The sequence below is a fragment of the Dokdonella sp. GW821-FHT11D02 genome (assembly GCF_058808595.1).
Genome location: NZ_CM179520.1, coordinates 545,202 through 560,361 on the forward strand (window position 1 = coordinate 545,202; position 15,160 = coordinate 560,361).

Genomic DNA, 15,160 nt, shown 5'->3' on the forward strand with positions numbered 1-15,160 from the left:
TTAGGAAGCCGCCTTGGTCGAAACGGCGGCGCCTTGCTCGGCTACGTGCACGCGACGGATCGCGCGCCCGGACGGATCGGCGTTGCCGGCGAACTCCTGCGACCAGCGATAGGCGGTCGGCGTCGAGCAGGCGATGCTCGGACCGCCCGGTACCAGCTGCGCGGCGCGCTCGCCGGGGAAGTGCTTCTCGAACAAGGTGCGATAGAAATACGCCTCCTTGCTCGCCGGCGGGTTGAACGGGAAGCGCTGCGCCGCGATCGCCATCTGCGCGTCGCTGACCTGCGCCTCGGCGTAGGCCTTGAGCGAATCGATCCAACCGTAGCCGACGCCGTCGGAGAACTGTTCCTTCTGCCGCCACAGGATCGAGTCGGGCAAGAGGCCGCGCCCGGCTTCGCGCAGGATGTGTTTCTCGATGCGGCCGCCGACCGGGCGTTTGGCCGACGGCGCGGTGCGCATGGCGACGTCGAGGAACTCGCGATCGAGGAAGGGCACGCGCGCTTCCACGCCCCAGGCCAGAGTCGACTTGTTCGCGCGCAGGCAGTCGTAGGAATGCAACGCGTCGAGCTTGCGCACGAGTTCTTCGTGGAACTCGCGGTCGTTCGGCGCCATGTGGAAGTACAGGTAACCGCCGAAGATCTCATCGGCGCCTTCACCCGACAGCACCATCTTGATCCCCATCGCGCGGATGCGGCGCGCGAGCAGATACATCGGGGTCGAGGCGCGGATCGTGGTGACGTCGTAGGTCTCGATGTGATGAACCACGTCGGACAGCGCGTCGAGTCCTTCCTGCACGGTGAAATGAAACTCGTGATGCGCGGTGCCGAGATGCTCGGCGACGGTGCGCGCGGCGGCCAGATCGGGCGAGCCGTCGAGGCCGATCGAGAAGGTGTGCAGGCGCGGCCACCAGGCTTCGGTGCGGTCGTCGTCCTCGATGCGGCGCGCGGCGAAGCGCGCGGTGATCGCGGCGATCAGCGAGGAATCGAGGCCGCCGGACAAGAGCACGCCGTAGGGCACGTCGGTCATCAGATGGCTGTGCACCGCGCGTTCGAGCGCCGTGCGGATTGCCGCGGCGTCGCTTGGGCCGTGCTCGACCGCGTCGAACTCGCGCCAGTCGGGTTGATAATAGGACTGCGGCGCGGCCATCGCGCGCGTCTGGTAGCTGCCGGGCGGGAACTCTTCCACGCTGACGCAGACTTCCTGCAGCGCCTTCAGCTCGGAAGCGACGTACAAACGCCCTTCCGCATCGCGGCCGGTGTAGAGCGGAATGATGCCGATCGGATCGCGCGCGATCAGCCAGTCGGACGCCGCCTTGTCCCACAGCGCGAACGCGAACATGCCCTTCAGCTCGTTGAGGAAGCCGGCGCCTTGCGCGCGATACAGCGGCAGGATCACTTCGCAGTCCGAGTCGGTGCGGAACGGGTAGCCGCTGGCCAGATGCGCGCGCAGCTCGCGGTGGTTGTAGATCTCGCCGTTGACGGCCAGCACCTGGTTGCCGTCGCTCGCCAGCAAGGGCTGCGCGCCGTTGTTGACGTCGACGATGGCGAGGCGCTCGTGCGCCAGCACCGCCTTCGCATCGGCGTAGACACCGCTCCAGTCCGGACCGCGATGGCGCAGCAGGCGCGCTTGGCACAGCGCGGTGGGGCGTAGCGCTTCGGCGCCGCCGGCGGGGTCGAACAGGCAGAAAAAGCCGCACATGCCGAGCAATCCTGGGTCGTAGGAACCGCAAGCACACTACGCCGTAGTCGCGCCTGTCAAATGGGGATTGACCATCAGCGCACCCACTGCGACGTGTATCTCAATGCGCCGGCGCTTGCGCGTCGACCGATGGCTTGCCATCGACCTGCGCGAACCGGAACGCGTAGTCGAGGTGAAAAGGCAGGTTGCGTTCGCGTTCGCGGTATTCGGTCCAGACCGTACCGTCCGCGTCCGTCGTCTTCACCGGCACCCGCGTGCGTTCGATCAAGGGCGAAAAACGCCATCGCGCACAAGCCGTCCGAACGCTGTCGACGAAGGCGTCTGCGGCTGCATCCGGCGCGGAATCCAGCGCTAGGACTTGGTCGACGCGTCCATCGGGATCGACGATCAGCCGCGCGCGGATCGAGCGTTCCGGCAATCGTTCGGCGAGCAAGGCCGGCGGATAGTCGGGCATGGCATTTTCCGCGTGCGCCTGCGGCCGCTCGTAGCGGATTTCGTCGGACTGCTCGTAGCGATCGCCGGCATCCGCCGCCAACTGCTGCGCTCGTACGGTGCCGCTGGGGCGCTCGGGCGGTTTGGGTGGTGAGGTGCGGCAAGCCGCCAGCGCGAGCAGCAATACGCAAGCGGCAGCGGTTCGCGCGCCGAGATTCCATCGCTGTTTCATGCCGACCATCGCTCGATGGTAGACGGACGGCGGCGCCGTTTGCAGCGACGGCTCAGTCGAAACCGTCGCGGAACACCGGGTCGTTGCGCTCGATCGCGCCGATGTCGGGCGCGGCTCCCGCGTAGCCGTCGTTGATGCCGGGCAGGATCGCGCCGCGGTCGATCAGCGCGCTGGCCGGCGTCGGGGTGAAATCGCCTTGCGCCGGAGCGGCCAAGGCCGGCGGCGCTTGGATGCCGTGCGCTTCCTGGCCGGTGCCGGCCTGCAAGGCGGCCAGATTCGCGTAGTGCGCGCCCTGCCAGTAGACCAAGGTCGGGCCGTCGGCGGCGAGCGCGTCGTAGTCGAGGTCGAGTCCGATCGGGTTGTCTTTGACGAAGGCGCGATCGGTGCCGGCGTAGACGTTGTTGCGGCTGACCAGGCCGCTGCTGTAGCCGGGCGGCATCAGGAAGATCGCGTCGGTCGCGGGCGCGGTGGTGAGGAAGGTGTTGTGGTAGACGAAGGTCGGTCCGACCGGCGTCGAATAACCGCTGTTGATCTTGATGCCGCTGGCGACCTGGCCGTCGTCGAGGCCCGAGCGCGTGTTGCCGATGTCGTAGGCGAGATTGCGCAAGATCCATACCGGTCCCATGCCGGCCGGCGCGATCGCGAAGGCCATCAGCGAATTGCGCACGCGGTTGTTCCACAAGCGCACGTTGGCGCAGTAGCCCTCGGTTTCGGTGGCGTCGTCGGCGTGGTCCTGGAAGCTGTTGTCGTAGATGTCGGTCTCGCTGCTGAAGCCGGCCGGCGGCGGCGCGCTGCCGCAGGAACCGATGCCGTTGAAAGTGCCGCGGATCGCGTTGCGGCGGATCACGTTGCCGCGGCCGATCTCGTCGGTGAGCACGATCGCGTTGTTCTCCGCGCCGCTGCCCTTGCTCATGCCCCACGGCCAATGCGCGATCGAGCTGTCGCTGATGTCGTTGCGCTCGATCAGGTTGCGCTCGCCGCCCTTGATCCAGACGCCGGCCGAATCGATGCCGTGAATGCGATTGCCGGCGACCGTGCAGTCGCTGCTGTAGCGCAGGTAGACGCCTTTGCCGTAGGCGTCCGTACCGTAGTTGCGAATCTCGAAGTTCTCGATGCGCACATAGCGGCGATCGGCCAGGTTGAAGCCTTCGTTCAAGCGCGCGACTTGGATCTGGTGCTGCGCCGGTGTCGAGCCGTCGCTGAATTTGAGCGACACCGTGTTGCCGTCGAAAACGAAGCCGCCCGGCGCGCCGGCCGCCAGCGTACGCAGCTCGGCCAGGTTGGCGTAGCGGTACAGGCGGCCCTGATCGGTCAGCACGTGTGCGGTGGCGAAGCCGGTCGCGCGCGACCACACACCAGCACCCCCGTCGGTCCAACTCGTTCCGGCCGCGATCGCGGCGTCGGCGCCGTCGAGCACGGCGCCGGGCGCGCCGCGGAAGACGATCGGCTGCGCCGCCGTGCCGGAGGTCGGCACGCGCACGCTTTCGCGGTAGACGCCGGCCGCGACCGAGACCAGATCGCCGGCACGCGCGAGATTGGCGGCGCGTTGGATCGTCTTCAGCGCCTGCGCGGGACTGCTGCCGTCGCGCCCGTCGTCGCCGTTCGGCGCGACGTACAGCGTGCGCGCGGGTGCGAAGGCGCCAGCTTCGGCGCGTGTGGCGAAAGCGGCGGTTCGGCTCGCGGTCGCACCGGTGCCGTCGGGATCGCCGAAGGTCACGCGTACTTCGTAGCCGGTGCCGGCATCGAGTTGAAACAGGCTGCCGACGAAATGGGTCGCGTCGACGCGCACCAGCGGATGGCCGTCGCGGAACGCCGCTTCGCCTTGCCGCCGCCATTGCAGGCGCGCGCTGGCGTTGCGGTTGGCGTCGCCGCTGACGCCGGCGACCACGCCGCCGGCTTGCAGGGTGCCGTAGGCGTCGAGTTGATCGAAGCCGATCGCGTTTTGCGCGCAGAGCGGAGCGGAGGCGGTCGCGAGTACAAAGGCCGTAAGGAAACGTCGAAGCATCGAATGCGTGGCGGCGGGAAAACGCGCGATGCTGCCACGCTGCGACGTCGAGGGTGTGAGGTGAGTGTTAGCGGCGCTCAGCGCGTGCTTGCGACCAGATGCCCGTCGCGCTGCATCGTCAGCGCAGCCGTTTCGCCGGGTTCGACCAGGCTCACGCGTCCGGCAATGGGCATGCCGCGATAGCTCGGCACGCCGATGAGGAGGCGACCGATCATCCAGCGGTCGCTCTCGTCGGCCGGGACGATGCGCAACGGCGCGGACGTGGTCGACAGCAGCGCGACGAGATCACCATAGAAAGTCCGTTGCACGATGCCGATGTCGCGCATGCGCCACTGGATCGTGACGCCGTGCGCGAGCGCCACCGCGGTGACGAAGGCGAGCGCGATCCGCGGCGCGCCGCGCAACTGCGGCCAGGCCGCGGCCGCGATGCCGACGGTGGCGGCACTGGCGAGATAGGCGTACTGGCCGTAGCTGATGGCGAGGATCAGCACCGGCGCCAACAGCGCCGCGAACAGCGCCAGCCACGCCACCGGCCAGCGCCAGCCGTTCGTCGCCAGTGCCGCCAGCAGCGCGATCACGCAGGCCGCCGCCGCGGCGAGGCGCGCCGGGCTCTTGGCCAGGCTCGGGCCGACTTCGAACAGCGGCGGCAGGAACGGAAACAGTAGGTATTCGGCGAAGCGGCGCGGAATATGGCCGAGCGCCCAGGCGTAACTCTCGTTGCCGGTCGGCGTGGCGAGCAGGAGCGGCAGCCGCAGCAGCAGATAGATCGCGACCGGCAGCGCCGCGATCGCGACGGCGGTCAGTACGGCGCGCGGCCGCGGATGGCGATAGACGGCGGCGAGCAGAATCGCCGGCACCACCACCGCCGACTCCTTGCACAACAGCGCGACGGCCACCAGCGCGGCGACGCCCGTGGCGACGACGAGGTCGCGGCCGACGGAACGGTGCGCCATCGACTGCAGCAGGCGCAGTCCGAGCAAGGCCATCAGCAAGGTCAGAAGATCGGCCAGAGTCCCGACCCAGCCGTGCGTGTAGGCGACGTAGGGCGTCAGCACGAACACGAACGCAGCGACGACGGCGATGCGGCGAGCGACGCCGGCGCCCTCGATGCAGCGACCGAGCAGCACCGCGTTGACGCTGCCGAGCGCGACGACCGCCGCATGCAGCGCGTAAGGCCAGTCGGCCAGGGTGTAGGACAGCGCGAGCCAGAGATTGAACGTCAATGGGCGGTACTGGAATACGCCGAAATCCGTCCACGACTCCCACGGCAACGCGGCCCAGCCGGAGACGTTCGCGCGCGCCCACCACTGCAGCTCGTCGTGGCTGAAATAGCCGGGGTTGCCGATCAGCGGCCCTTGCAGCAGCAGGAGGACGGCGAACACGCCGGACCAGGGCAGCCATGGGGAGGCGGATTTCATCGGTGCGAGTTCGCCACGTTCGCTCGGTCGCCGCAACTGCGGCGGTGGCCGCGCGTGATGCAGTTGCGGAGCATAGAAACGAAAACGCCGGCATGCGCCGGCGTTTTCGCTTGCACGAGCGGATTCAACCGCTCAGTGCTTGAGCGACTGGCGCAGTTTTTCCAGCGCCTGCAGCTGTGCGAGCGCCTGCGCGAGTTGCGCCTGCGCCTGCGCGACTTCGAGCGCGTCGGTGCGGTTGGACAGCGCACGTTCGGCCTCGTCCTTCGCCTTGCGCGCGGCGGACTCGTCGAGATCCTTGGCGCGGATCGCGGTGTCGGCGAGCACGGTGACCACGCTCGGCTGCACTTCGAGCATGCCGCCGGAGACGTAGAAGAACTGCTCCTCGCCGCTGGCCAGCTGCACGCGCACCTGACCCGGCTTGAGCCGCGTGATCAGCGGCGCATGGCGCGGCGCGATGCCGAGCTCGCCCATTTCGCCGGTCGCGATGACCATTTGCGCCTCGCCGCTGAAGATCTCTTCCTCGGCGCTGACGATGTCGCAGTGGATGGTGCTCATGTCTCTCTCACTTCGTTCGATCGACGGGATTGGGGATTGGTGATTGGGGATTCGGAAAAGCGAGGAACGGCGGCTTTAGGCTCTACCGAATCCCCAATCCCAAATCCCCAATCTCGGCCGTTAGGCCGCCTTCTTCTCCATCGCCTTGGCCTTCTCGAACGCCTCGTCGATGCCGCCGACCATGTAGAACGCCTGTTCCGGCAGCTGGTCGCATTCGCCGTCGCAGATCATCTTGAAGCCGCGGATGGTCTCTTTCAGCGTGACGTACTTGCCCGGCGCGCCGGTGAACACCTGCGCCACCGTGAACGGCTGCGAGAAGAAGCGCTCGATCTTGCGCGCGCGGTAGACCGTGTTGCGGTCGTCTTCGCTGAGCTCGTCCATGCCGAGGATCGCGATGATGTCCTTCAGTTCCTTGTAGCGCTGCAGGATGCCCTGCACGCGACGCGCGGTTTCGTAGTGCTCCTGGCCGATCACCAGCGGGTCGAGCTGGCGGCTGGTCGAAGCGAGCGGATCGACCGCCGGGTAGATGCCGAGCGAAGCGATGTCGCGCGACAGCGCCACGGTGGAGTCGAGATGCGCGAACGTGGTCGCCGGCGACGGATCGGTGTAATCGTCCGCCGGCACGTAGACGGCCTGGATCGAGGTGATCGAGCCGGTCTTGGTCGAGGTGATGCGCTCCTGCAGCACGCCCATCTCCTCGGCCAGGGTCGGCTGGTAGCCCACCGCCGACGGCATACGGCCGAGCAGCGCCGACACTTCGGTACCGGCCAGCGTGTAGCGGTAGATGTTGTCGACGAAGAACAGCACGTCCTTGCCCTTGCCGCTCGCGTCCTTCTCGTCGCGGAAGTACTCGGCCATGGTCAGACCGGTCAGCGCGACGCGCAGGCGGTTGCCCGGCGGCTCGTTCATCTGGCCGTACACCATCGCGACCTTCGACTGCGTCTTGTCGTCGAGCTTGACCACGCCCGCGTCGATCATCTCGTGGTAGAAGTCGTTGCCTTCGCGCGTGCGCTCGCCGACGCCGGCGAACACCGACAGACCCGAGTGCTGGGTCGCGATGTTGTTGATCAGTTCGAGCATGTTGACGGTCTTGCCGACGCCGGCGCCGCCGAACAGGCCGACCTTGCCGCCCTTGGCGAACGGGCAGACCAGGTCGATGACCTTGATGCCGGTTTCCAGCAGCTCGTTGGCCGCCGCTTGGTCGTCATAGGACGGCGCGCTGCGGTGGATGACCCAGCGATCCTGCTCGCCGATCGGACCGGCTTCGTCGATCGGATTGCCGAGCACGTCCATGATGCGGCCGAGGGTGGCCTTGCCGACCGGCACCTTGATGCCTTCGCCGGTGTTCTTCGCGACCAGGCCGCGCTTTAGGCCGTCGGTGGAGCCGAGCGCGATCGTGCGCACGACGCCGTCACCGAGCTGCTGCTGCACCTCGAGCGTGATCGGGGCGGCCGCGCCCTCGACATTGAGCGCGTCGTACACCTTCGGCACGGACTCGCGCGGGAATTCGACGTCGACGACGGCGCCGATGATTTGTACGACTTTGCCCTGGCTCATTGGGATGCTCCGGATGACTCTTTCGAATTTGTCGTGGCGCCGCTGGACGTCGCCGCTGTTTCAACGAGCAACTGCGGTTACACCGCAGCAGCTCCTCCTACGATCTCGGAAATCTCTTGCGTGATCGCCGCCTGGCGCGCCTTGTTGTAGACCAGGGTCAGCGAACCGATCGCCTTGGTCGCGTTGTCCGACGCGGCCTTCATCGCGACCATGCGCGCGGCGTGTTCGCTGGCGAGGTTCTCCAGCACCGCCTGATAGACCAGCGATTCGATGTAGCGCGTCAGCACGTGCTCGAGCACGGTCGCCGCGTCCGGCTCGTAGATGTAGTCCCACGCGTGCGTGCTGGCCAATTGCTCGGACGGCGGCAACGGCAGCAGCGCGTCGATGGTCGGCTTCTGCGTCATCGTGTTGACGAAGTCGTTGTAGGCGAGGTTGAGGCGGTCGACGCGACCGGCCGTGTACTCGTCCAGCATGACCTTGATCACGCCGATCAGCTCGGCGATCTGCGGCCGCTCGCCCAGATGCGTGACCGAGCCGACCAGGTTGACCTTGAGGCGGCGGAAGAACTGCGTCGCCTTCTGGCCGATGCAGACGACGTCGACTTCGACGCCCTTGTTCTGCCACTCGCGGATCTCGCCGAGCAGGCGGCGGAACAGGTTCGTGTTGAGGCCGCCGCAGAGGCCGCGGTCGGTCGACACGACGATGTAGCCGACGCGCTTGACCTCGCTGCGCTCGATCAGGAACGGATGCTTGAACTCGACGTTCGCATGCGCGATGTGGCCGATGACTTGGCGCATCAGGCGCGCGTACGGACGCGAGGCCCTCATCAGGTCCTGTGCCTTGCGGATCTTCGACGCCGAGACCATTTCGAGCGCGCGCGTCACCTTGCGCGTGTTCGCGACGCTCTTGATCTTGGTGCGGATTTCTCTTGCGCCTGCCATGGTTCTTGCTCGCTACGCTCGCTTCGACGGGATTGGGGATTGGAGATTGGGGATTGGAGAAAGGCAGGTTTTCGCGGACGGCGGGCGATCGCTCTGCCCAATCCCGAATCCCCAATCTCCAATCACGGCATCACCAAGTACCAGTCTTCTTGAATTCTTCCAGGCCCTTCTTGAACGCGCCTTCGATGTCGTTGTTCCAGTCGCCGCTGTCGACGATCTTCTTCATCAGATCGCCGTAGTTGCTGTGGAAGTGCTGGTGCAGCGCGGCTTCGAACGGCAGCACCTTGTTCATCGGCAGATCGTCGAGGTAGCCCTTCTCGGCCGCGTAGACCGACAGCGCGAGTTCGGCGATCGACAGCGGTGCGTACTGCTTCTGCTTCATCAGCTCGGTCACGCGCTGACCGCGTTCGAGCTGGGCGCGCGTGGCGGCGTCGAGGTCGGAGGCGAACTGCGCGAACGCAGCCAGCTCGCGGAACTGCGCCAGCGCGAGCTTCACGCCGCCCGACAGCTTCTTGACGATCTTGGTCTGTGCCGCACCGCCGACGCGCGACACCGAGATGCCGGCGTTCACGGCCGGGCGGATGCCGGCGTTGAACAGGTCGGTCTCGAGGAAGATCTGGCCGTCGGTGATCGAGATCACGTTGGTCGGCACGAACGCGGACACGTCGCCGGCCTGCGTTTCGATGATCGGCAGCGCGGTGAGCGAGCCGGTCTTGCCCTTGACGGCGCCGTTGGTGTGCTTCTCGACGTACTCCTCGTTGACGCGCGCGGCGCGCTCGAGCAGGCGGCTGTGCAGGTAGAAGACGTCACCCGGATACGCTTCGCGGCCCGGCGGGCGGCGCAGCAGCAGCGAGATCTGGCGGTAGGCCCAGGCCTGCTTGGTGAGATCGTCGTAGATGATCAGCGCGTCTTCGCCGTTGTCGCGGAAGTACTCGCCCATCGCGCAACCGGCGTACGGCGCGATGTACTGCATCGCGGCCGATTCGGAGGCCGAGGCGGCGACGATGACGGTGTGCGCCAGCGCGTCGTTCTCTTCCAGCTTGCGCACGACGTTGGCGATCGACGACTGCTTCTGGCCGATGGCGACGTAGATGCACTTAATGCCGGAGCCTTTCTGATTGATGATCGCGTCGACGGCGAGAGCGGTCTTGCCGGTCTGGCGGTCGCCGATGATCAGCTCGCGCTGGCCGCGGCCGATCGGAATCATCGAGTCGACCGACTTGTAACCGGTCTGCACCGGCTGGTCGACCGACTTGCGCCAGATCACGCCCGGCGCGACCTTCTCGACCGGCGAGCTGTGCTTGGCGTTGAGCGGGCCCTTGCCGTCGATCGGATTACCGAGCGCGTCGACGACGCGGCCGAGCAGTTCGCGGCCGACCGGCACTTCGAGAATGCGGCCGGTGGTCTTGGCGGTGTCGCCTTCACGCAGGTGCTCGTAGTCGCCGAGCACGACCGCGCCGACCGAGTCACGCTCGAGGTTGAGCGCGAGCGCGTAGGTGTCGCCGGGCAATTCGATCATTTCGCCCGACATCACGTCGTTGAGGCCGTGCACGCGCACGATGCCGTCCGACACGGAGGTCAACGTGCCTTCGTTGCGCGCTTCGGCGGACAGCTTGAACTGTTCGATGCGGCTCTTGATGAGTTCGCTGATTTCGGACGGATTGATCGTAGTAGCCATGGTGGTGGTTCCTGCTCGTGCACCCGGGGGATGCGACGTGGGTCCAAGGGTTCGAAAGTGAAAAGTCGAAAATCAACGCTGCAACCAGGCGCGGCGGACCGCGGTTGAGCTTCGACTTTTGACCTCCGACGTCGAGTTGCAAACCGACCCGTCGACGCATCCGGCGTCGACGGGTCGAAAATCCATCAATGCGTGAGCGCTTGCTGCAGTCGCGCCAGGCGTCCGCGCACGGAACCGTCGATGACGATTTCGCCGGCGTCGATCACCACGCCGCCGAGCATGCCGTCGTCGATCGACTGCTCGATCTCGATGTCGCGGCCGAAGCGGCGCTTCAACGCGTCCTTCAGCTTGGCGGTTTCGGCTGCGTCGATCGGCGCAGCCGAGCGCAGATTGACCTTCAGCACTCGCTCCGCTTCGTGCTTGAGCTCTTCGAACAGCGCGCCGATCTCCGGCAGCACCGGCAGGCGGCGGTTGTCGGCCAGGACACGCAGGAAACCTGCGAAGGCCGAATCCGCCGGCTCGCCTTCCGGCGTGACCAGGGCGGCGAGATCCTTCTGCGCCACACGCGGATCGCCGAACAGCACGGTGACGCGCGGATCGGCGGCGACTTGCGCGGCGAACGCGAGCTTGCCGGCCCAGTCCCCGAGCGAATTGCCGGAACGGGCCAGTTCGAACGCGGCGCGGGCGTAAGGGCGTGCGAGGGTGAGGGCGCTGGACATCGTCAGATCTCGGTGACGAGCTGGTCGATCAGAGCCTTGTGCGCGTTCGCGTCGATCTCGCGCTTCAAGATCTTCTCGGCACCGGCGACCGCCAGCGTGGCGACCTTGCCGCGCAATTCCTCGCGCGCCTTGTGCGCCTGCGCCTCGATGTCGGCCGCGGCGATCGCTTTCTGCTTGGTCGCCTCGACGATCGCGTCCTGCTTGGCCTTGTCGACGATCTGCGCGGCCTGCACGTGCGCCTTGTCGATGATCGCGACGGCTTCGGCACGCGCCTTTTTGATCTCTTCGGCCACGCGCGCGTCGGCGTCGGCGAGCTCCTTGCGCGCCTTCTCCGCTTGCGACAGGCCTTCGGCGATCTTGTTCTGGCGCTCTTCGATCGCCGCGATGATCTGCGGCCAGCCGAATTTCATGACCAGCCAGACCACCAGGAAGAACGCGACGCCCTGGATGACCAGAGTGAGATTGGGAATCATGGAATGCTCCTGCGGCGCGACGGCCATGGCCGTCGCGCGGTCGCTGCGGGGTTCTTACTTGACGCCGAGGTAGCCGAGCAGCGGGTTGGCGAACAGCAGCAGCAGGGCGATCGCGACGCCGATGATCGGCACCGCGTCGAGCAGGCCGGCGACGATGAACATCTTGGTCTGCAGCATCGGCGTCAGTTCCGGCTGGCGCGAAGCGCCTTCGATGAACTTGCCGCCGAGCAGCGCGAAGCCGATCGCGGTGCCGAGCGCGCCGAGGCCGATCAGAAGGCCGGCGGCGATGACGGTCATGCTCAGCAGACTGCCGATCTGGGCGATGTTTTCCATGGTGTTCTCCGAGGTTCTAGGCTAAGTGAAAAGAAAGCGGGTACTGGTGAAGCGATCCAACGAAGACAGCTCTTAGTTGAAAAGTGCGGCCACGGATGGCCGCTTTTTGATCTTCGCGATCACGGACGATCGCACAGACAACGAAACCCTTGTGACGGCCTGCTCTTAGTGATGCTCCGCAGCCATGCTGAGGTACACGATCGTCAACGTCATGAAAATAAACGCCTGCAACGTGATGATCAGAATGTGGAACGCGGTCCAAGCGAAGCCGGCGATGACCTGACCGAAGCCGAGCAGATAGGTCGAGAAGTGCGACAGGCCCGCGCCGAGCGTCATCACTGCGATCAGGATGAAGATCAGCTCACCGGCGTACATGTTGCCGAACAGTCGCAGGCTCAGCGAAACCGGGCGCACGCATTCTTCGATCACGCGCAAGAGGAGATTGGCCGGGAAGGCGTACTTGCCGAACGGCGCGGTGAACCATTCCTTGAAGAAGCCGCCCAGCCCCTTGTGCTTGATGCCGACGTACTGGATCAAGAGGAACACGGTCAGCGCCATGCCGAGCGTGGTGTTGAAGTCGGCGGTCGGCACCACGCGCAAGTAAGCGTGCGCGGGATCGTGGCCGGCCAGCGCGTGGCCGCTGCCCCATACCCACGGCAGGAAGTCGACCGGGATCATGTCCATGAAATTCATCAGGAACACGAGGCAGAAGATGGTGACCGCGAGCGGCGCGATGATCTTGCTGTCGCCGTGGAAGGTCTCTTTGACCAGGCCGTCGACGAACAGGACGACCATCTCGATCGCGCACTGCAGCTTGCCCGGCACGCCGGCGGTGGCCTTGCGCGAAACGCGCAGGAACAGGAACAGGAAGATGAAGCTGGTCAGTGCGGTGAAGAACAACGTATCGAGGTTGATCTTCATGAACACGCCGTCGCCGACACTCAACTGCAGATGATGCAGGTGGTGTTGGATGTATTCGGTCATGTTGGCCGAACCGGCTTCTTCACTGGCCATGGGCTTACCTGGTTGCGATGAGGGCGATCCAAAAAGCGACTTGCGCTGCCAAAATCCCGGCGATCAGCCCCGGAAACGGCAGTTTCCACACGGCGATGGCGAGATACAGCATCGCGCACAGCCAGAACCACTTCAGCGCTTCCGCGGCGTAGGCGGAGCGCAGCGCGCTACGCGCCGACACGACTCCGCGGCCGAACAGACGCAGCGCGAAAAACCCGTTGCCAGCGGCGATGATCAGACCGCCGATCAGCGCCGCGACGCCGGCGCGCCAGCCCCAGGCTGTCGCTGCCAACGCCGTGATCATGCTTGCACCGACCTGCAGGAGCACCGTGCGCAGCGCCATGTGCCAGCCATGGGCGATGGAATTGCGCACTGGACGTTCCCACGGACGGGAGAAGGGGCTGCGGCGCGCGTCTCCCGGCGCGACCCACCTCTCCACAAAGGATTTCAAGTTTATCAATGGCGGCGGCGCCGCTGCAATCGGGATTCCGGCGAAAACCCGCCGTCCCGCGCCACAGCTCGATTTGCGAACCCCCATCACCAAGCGGCATATCGCCGCACGCGCCGCAGTGCAGCAAATGCAACCTCGTTTGATTGCTCTTGATGAAGAGTGCGGCCATGGATGGCCGCGTTGGATCCCAAGGAAAATCGCGCTTCGCACAGATGCCTCGACCTTCCGAGACGCAGCGGTCACGGACGACCGCACAAACAAACCCGCAAAAAAAAGGCCGGACAAAGTCCGGCCTGGAATAGGCACAGCCGCGGGGGAGGGGGATGCGGCTGTGCTCTCTCTGACGTGGTTACGCCAATCAGCGCGCGCCGGTCGCCTTCTTGGCAGCATTGACCTGCTTGGTGATCGTCTCGTTGGTGGTCTCGAACGAGCCCTTGGCCAGCGCGCCGATCGCTTCGGAGGTCTTCAGCGAGACGCCGAGGACTTCCTGGCTGTTGGCATAGAACTTCTCGGCATTTTCCTTGGCCAGCTGCACGCCCTTCGGCCAGATCGCCTTGGCGCCTTCGAGGTCACGCACTTCGGCCGCTTCGGACCAGAAGTCGACCGAAGCCTTGATGCGCTCTTCGAACGTCTTGAGGTTCAGCTCGGTGATGCGCTCGAAACCGGCGAGGGCCAGGCCCTGAGCCTTGACGAAGGTATCGGCGTAGCTCTTGCCCAGAGCCAACGACTGCGAATTGATCTGCTCGAACATGGTGTTGCCTCGAAAGGGAATGGGGGGATGTGGCAAGCATCCTAGCAGCGTCTTTGTTGCGATGCAACAAGTTTCGCTCACGGACGTGCCAGGCCGGCCTAGACTCGCGCCGAAACGGTTACCGATCAGTTACTTTGATGTGAACCCGGCGGAAACCGAGAAGCCGGTTGCAGATTTGCGCGAGGCCGCAGTTGCGGCATCCGCACAAGAATCCGGCCGACGCGCGCCAGCGGCGCTGCGCGGCAAGCGGGATTCAGTCTTCCGGCCCGGAATAGCTGCAGGCCGAGGTGCAGGTCTCGTGCACGACGATGCGCGCCAAGAGCGGCAGCTCGGGCCGCAACCGGTCCCAGATCCAGCGCGCGAGAATCTCGCTGGTCGGGTTTTCCAGGCCGGGTATTTCATTGAGATAACGGTGGTCGAGCTGCTCGAACAGCGGCGCGAACGCGCTCTTGATGTCGGCGAAGTCCATCACCCAACCCAGCTGCGGATCGAGCGGACCGCGCACGTGCACTTCGATGCGGAACGAATGCCCGTGCAGGCGCGCGCATTTGTGTCCTGCCGGCACGTTGGGCAGGCGGTGCGCGGCTTCGAGGTGGAAAGTCTTGGAAATTTCCATGGGCGCGAAGTCTACATCGGCGGCTTGCGCGTTCGCGGCGGATCGAGCGTTTGTCCATAGGACGTACAACTCCTGCCTCTCGCGCGCCTGCCCGGGCGTAGGAGGTTGGTACAAGTAGCCGTCCCTGGAGCGCCGCCGCTCGGCATCCTGCCTCGCCCGCGCCCGCCCGGAGGGGCGTGTGGACTTGGTACAAGGAGCCATCCTTGGCGTGCAGCCGCTCGGCATCCTGCCTCGCCCACGCCCGCCCGGAGGGGCGTGTCAGGTATGCACAAGTAGCCATCCTTGGCGCG

Annotated in this window: 15 protein-coding genes; all 15 read right to left on the minus strand. The window is 65.9% G+C overall.

The window, feature by feature from the left end; all coding sequences use genetic code 11:
• Window positions 1-1,695 (minus strand): asparagine synthase B, encoded by a 1,695-nt coding sequence (asnB, locus tag AC3QL3_RS02230; protein ID WP_492896629.1) that lies wholly within the window; start codon window positions 1,693-1,695, stop codon window positions 1-3.
• 100 nt (window positions 1,696-1,795) lie between these two features.
• Window positions 1,796-2,359 (minus strand): hypothetical protein, encoded by a 564-nt coding sequence (locus AC3QL3_RS02235; RefSeq protein ID WP_492896630.1) that lies wholly within the window; start codon window positions 2,357-2,359, stop codon window positions 1,796-1,798.
• 52 nt (window positions 2,360-2,411) lie between these two features.
• Window positions 2,412-4,364, minus strand: a complete 1,953-nt coding sequence (locus AC3QL3_RS02240) for a right-handed parallel beta-helix repeat-containing protein (RefSeq protein WP_492896631.1) — start codon at window positions 4,362-4,364, stop codon at window positions 2,412-2,414.
• Between the two features lie 77 nt (window positions 4,365-4,441).
• Window positions 4,442-5,782, minus strand: coding sequence for a hypothetical protein (locus AC3QL3_RS02245; RefSeq protein WP_492896632.1), 1,341 nt, complete (start codon window positions 5,780-5,782; stop codon window positions 4,442-4,444).
• Window positions 5,783-5,914: 132 nt separating this feature from the next.
• Window positions 5,915-6,337 carry a F0F1 ATP synthase subunit epsilon gene (locus AC3QL3_RS02250; RefSeq protein ID WP_492896633.1) on the minus strand — a complete coding sequence of 141 codons (423 nt, stop codon included), beginning with the start codon at window positions 6,335-6,337 and terminating at the stop codon, window positions 5,915-5,917.
• 120 nt (window positions 6,338-6,457) lie between these two features.
• On the minus strand, window positions 6,458-7,894 hold the full coding sequence (gene atpD / locus AC3QL3_RS02255; RefSeq protein ID WP_492896634.1) for a F0F1 ATP synthase subunit beta: 1,437 nt from the start codon (window positions 7,892-7,894) through the stop codon (window positions 6,458-6,460).
• Window positions 7,895-7,971: 77 nt separating this feature from the next.
• A complete protein-coding gene (atpG, locus tag AC3QL3_RS02260) occupies window positions 7,972-8,835 on the minus strand; it encodes a F0F1 ATP synthase subunit gamma (RefSeq protein WP_492896635.1) in 864 nt (287 codons plus the stop codon).
• A gap of 130 nt (window positions 8,836-8,965) precedes the next feature.
• Window positions 8,966-10,513: a F0F1 ATP synthase subunit alpha gene (gene atpA, locus AC3QL3_RS02265; protein ID WP_492896636.1), complete on the minus strand. Its 1,548-nt coding sequence runs from the start codon at window positions 10,511-10,513 to the stop codon at window positions 8,966-8,968.
• Between the two features lie 185 nt (window positions 10,514-10,698).
• Window positions 10,699-11,232, minus strand: a complete 534-nt coding sequence (locus AC3QL3_RS02270; protein ID WP_492896637.1) for a F0F1 ATP synthase subunit delta — start codon at window positions 11,230-11,232, stop codon at window positions 10,699-10,701.
• A gap of 2 nt (window positions 11,233-11,234) precedes the next feature.
• The gene (locus AC3QL3_RS02275; RefSeq protein ID WP_492896638.1) at window positions 11,235-11,705 is read right to left on the minus strand and encodes a F0F1 ATP synthase subunit B; all 471 of its coding nucleotides are present in this window, start codon (window positions 11,703-11,705) and stop codon (window positions 11,235-11,237) included.
• A gap of 54 nt (window positions 11,706-11,759) precedes the next feature.
• Entirely contained in the window at window positions 11,760-12,038 is a 279-nt protein-coding gene (gene atpE / locus AC3QL3_RS02280; protein WP_492896639.1) for a F0F1 ATP synthase subunit C, read from the minus strand.
• Window positions 12,039-12,203: 165 nt separating this feature from the next.
• Window positions 12,204-13,052: a F0F1 ATP synthase subunit A gene (gene atpB, locus AC3QL3_RS02285; protein WP_492896640.1), complete on the minus strand. Its 849-nt coding sequence runs from the start codon at window positions 13,050-13,052 to the stop codon at window positions 12,204-12,206.
• 4 nt (window positions 13,053-13,056) lie between these two features.
• Complete coding sequence (locus AC3QL3_RS02290; protein WP_492896641.1) at window positions 13,057-13,425, minus strand: ATP synthase subunit I; 369 nt, start codon at window positions 13,423-13,425, stop codon at window positions 13,057-13,059.
• Between the two features lie 436 nt (window positions 13,426-13,861).
• Complete coding sequence (locus AC3QL3_RS02295) at window positions 13,862-14,254, minus strand: phasin family protein (RefSeq protein ID WP_492896642.1); 393 nt, start codon at window positions 14,252-14,254, stop codon at window positions 13,862-13,864.
• Between the two features lie 253 nt (window positions 14,255-14,507).
• Entirely contained in the window at window positions 14,508-14,870 is a 363-nt protein-coding gene (gene queD / locus AC3QL3_RS02300; RefSeq protein WP_492896643.1) for a 6-carboxytetrahydropterin synthase QueD, read from the minus strand.
• Window positions 14,871-15,160 lie beyond the last annotated feature (290 nt).

Coding starts and splice junctions, on each gene's coding strand:
- AC3QL3_RS02295 (WP_492896642.1), bottom strand. CDS start 14,254: ATGTTCGAGCAGATCAATTCGCAGTCGTTGGCTCTGGGCAAGAGCTAC.
- AC3QL3_RS02275 (WP_492896638.1), bottom strand. CDS start 11,705: ATGATTCCCAATCTCACTCTGGTCATCCAGGGCGTCGCGTTCTTCCTG.
- AC3QL3_RS02240 (WP_492896631.1), bottom strand. CDS start 4,364: ATGCTTCGACGTTTCCTTACGGCCTTTGTACTCGCGACCGCCTCCGCT.
- atpD (WP_492896634.1), bottom strand. CDS start 7,894: ATGAGCCAGGGCAAAGTCGTACAAATCATCGGCGCCGTCGTCGACGTC.
- AC3QL3_RS02245 (WP_492896632.1), bottom strand. CDS start 5,782: ATGAAATCCGCCTCCCCATGGCTGCCCTGGTCCGGCGTGTTCGCCGTC.
- atpB (WP_492896640.1), bottom strand. CDS start 13,052: ATGGCCAGTGAAGAAGCCGGTTCGGCCAACATGACCGAATACATCCAA.
- atpG (WP_492896635.1), bottom strand. CDS start 8,835: ATGGCAGGCGCAAGAGAAATCCGCACCAAGATCAAGAGCGTCGCGAAC.
- AC3QL3_RS02235 (WP_492896630.1), bottom strand. CDS start 2,359: ATGAAACAGCGATGGAATCTCGGCGCGCGAACCGCTGCCGCTTGCGTA.
- AC3QL3_RS02270 (WP_492896637.1), bottom strand. CDS start 11,232: ATGTCCAGCGCCCTCACCCTCGCACGCCCTTACGCCCGCGCCGCGTTC.
- queD (WP_492896643.1), bottom strand. CDS start 14,870: ATGGAAATTTCCAAGACTTTCCACCTCGAAGCCGCGCACCGCCTGCCC.
- asnB (WP_492896629.1), bottom strand. CDS start 1,695: ATGTGCGGCTTTTTCTGCCTGTTCGACCCCGCCGGCGGCGCCGAAGCG.
- AC3QL3_RS02250 (WP_492896633.1), bottom strand. CDS start 6,337: ATGAGCACCATCCACTGCGACATCGTCAGCGCCGAGGAAGAGATCTTC.
- atpA (WP_492896636.1), bottom strand. CDS start 10,513: ATGGCTACTACGATCAATCCGTCCGAAATCAGCGAACTCATCAAGAGC.
- atpE (WP_492896639.1), bottom strand. CDS start 12,038: ATGGAAAACATCGCCCAGATCGGCAGTCTGCTGAGCATGACCGTCATC.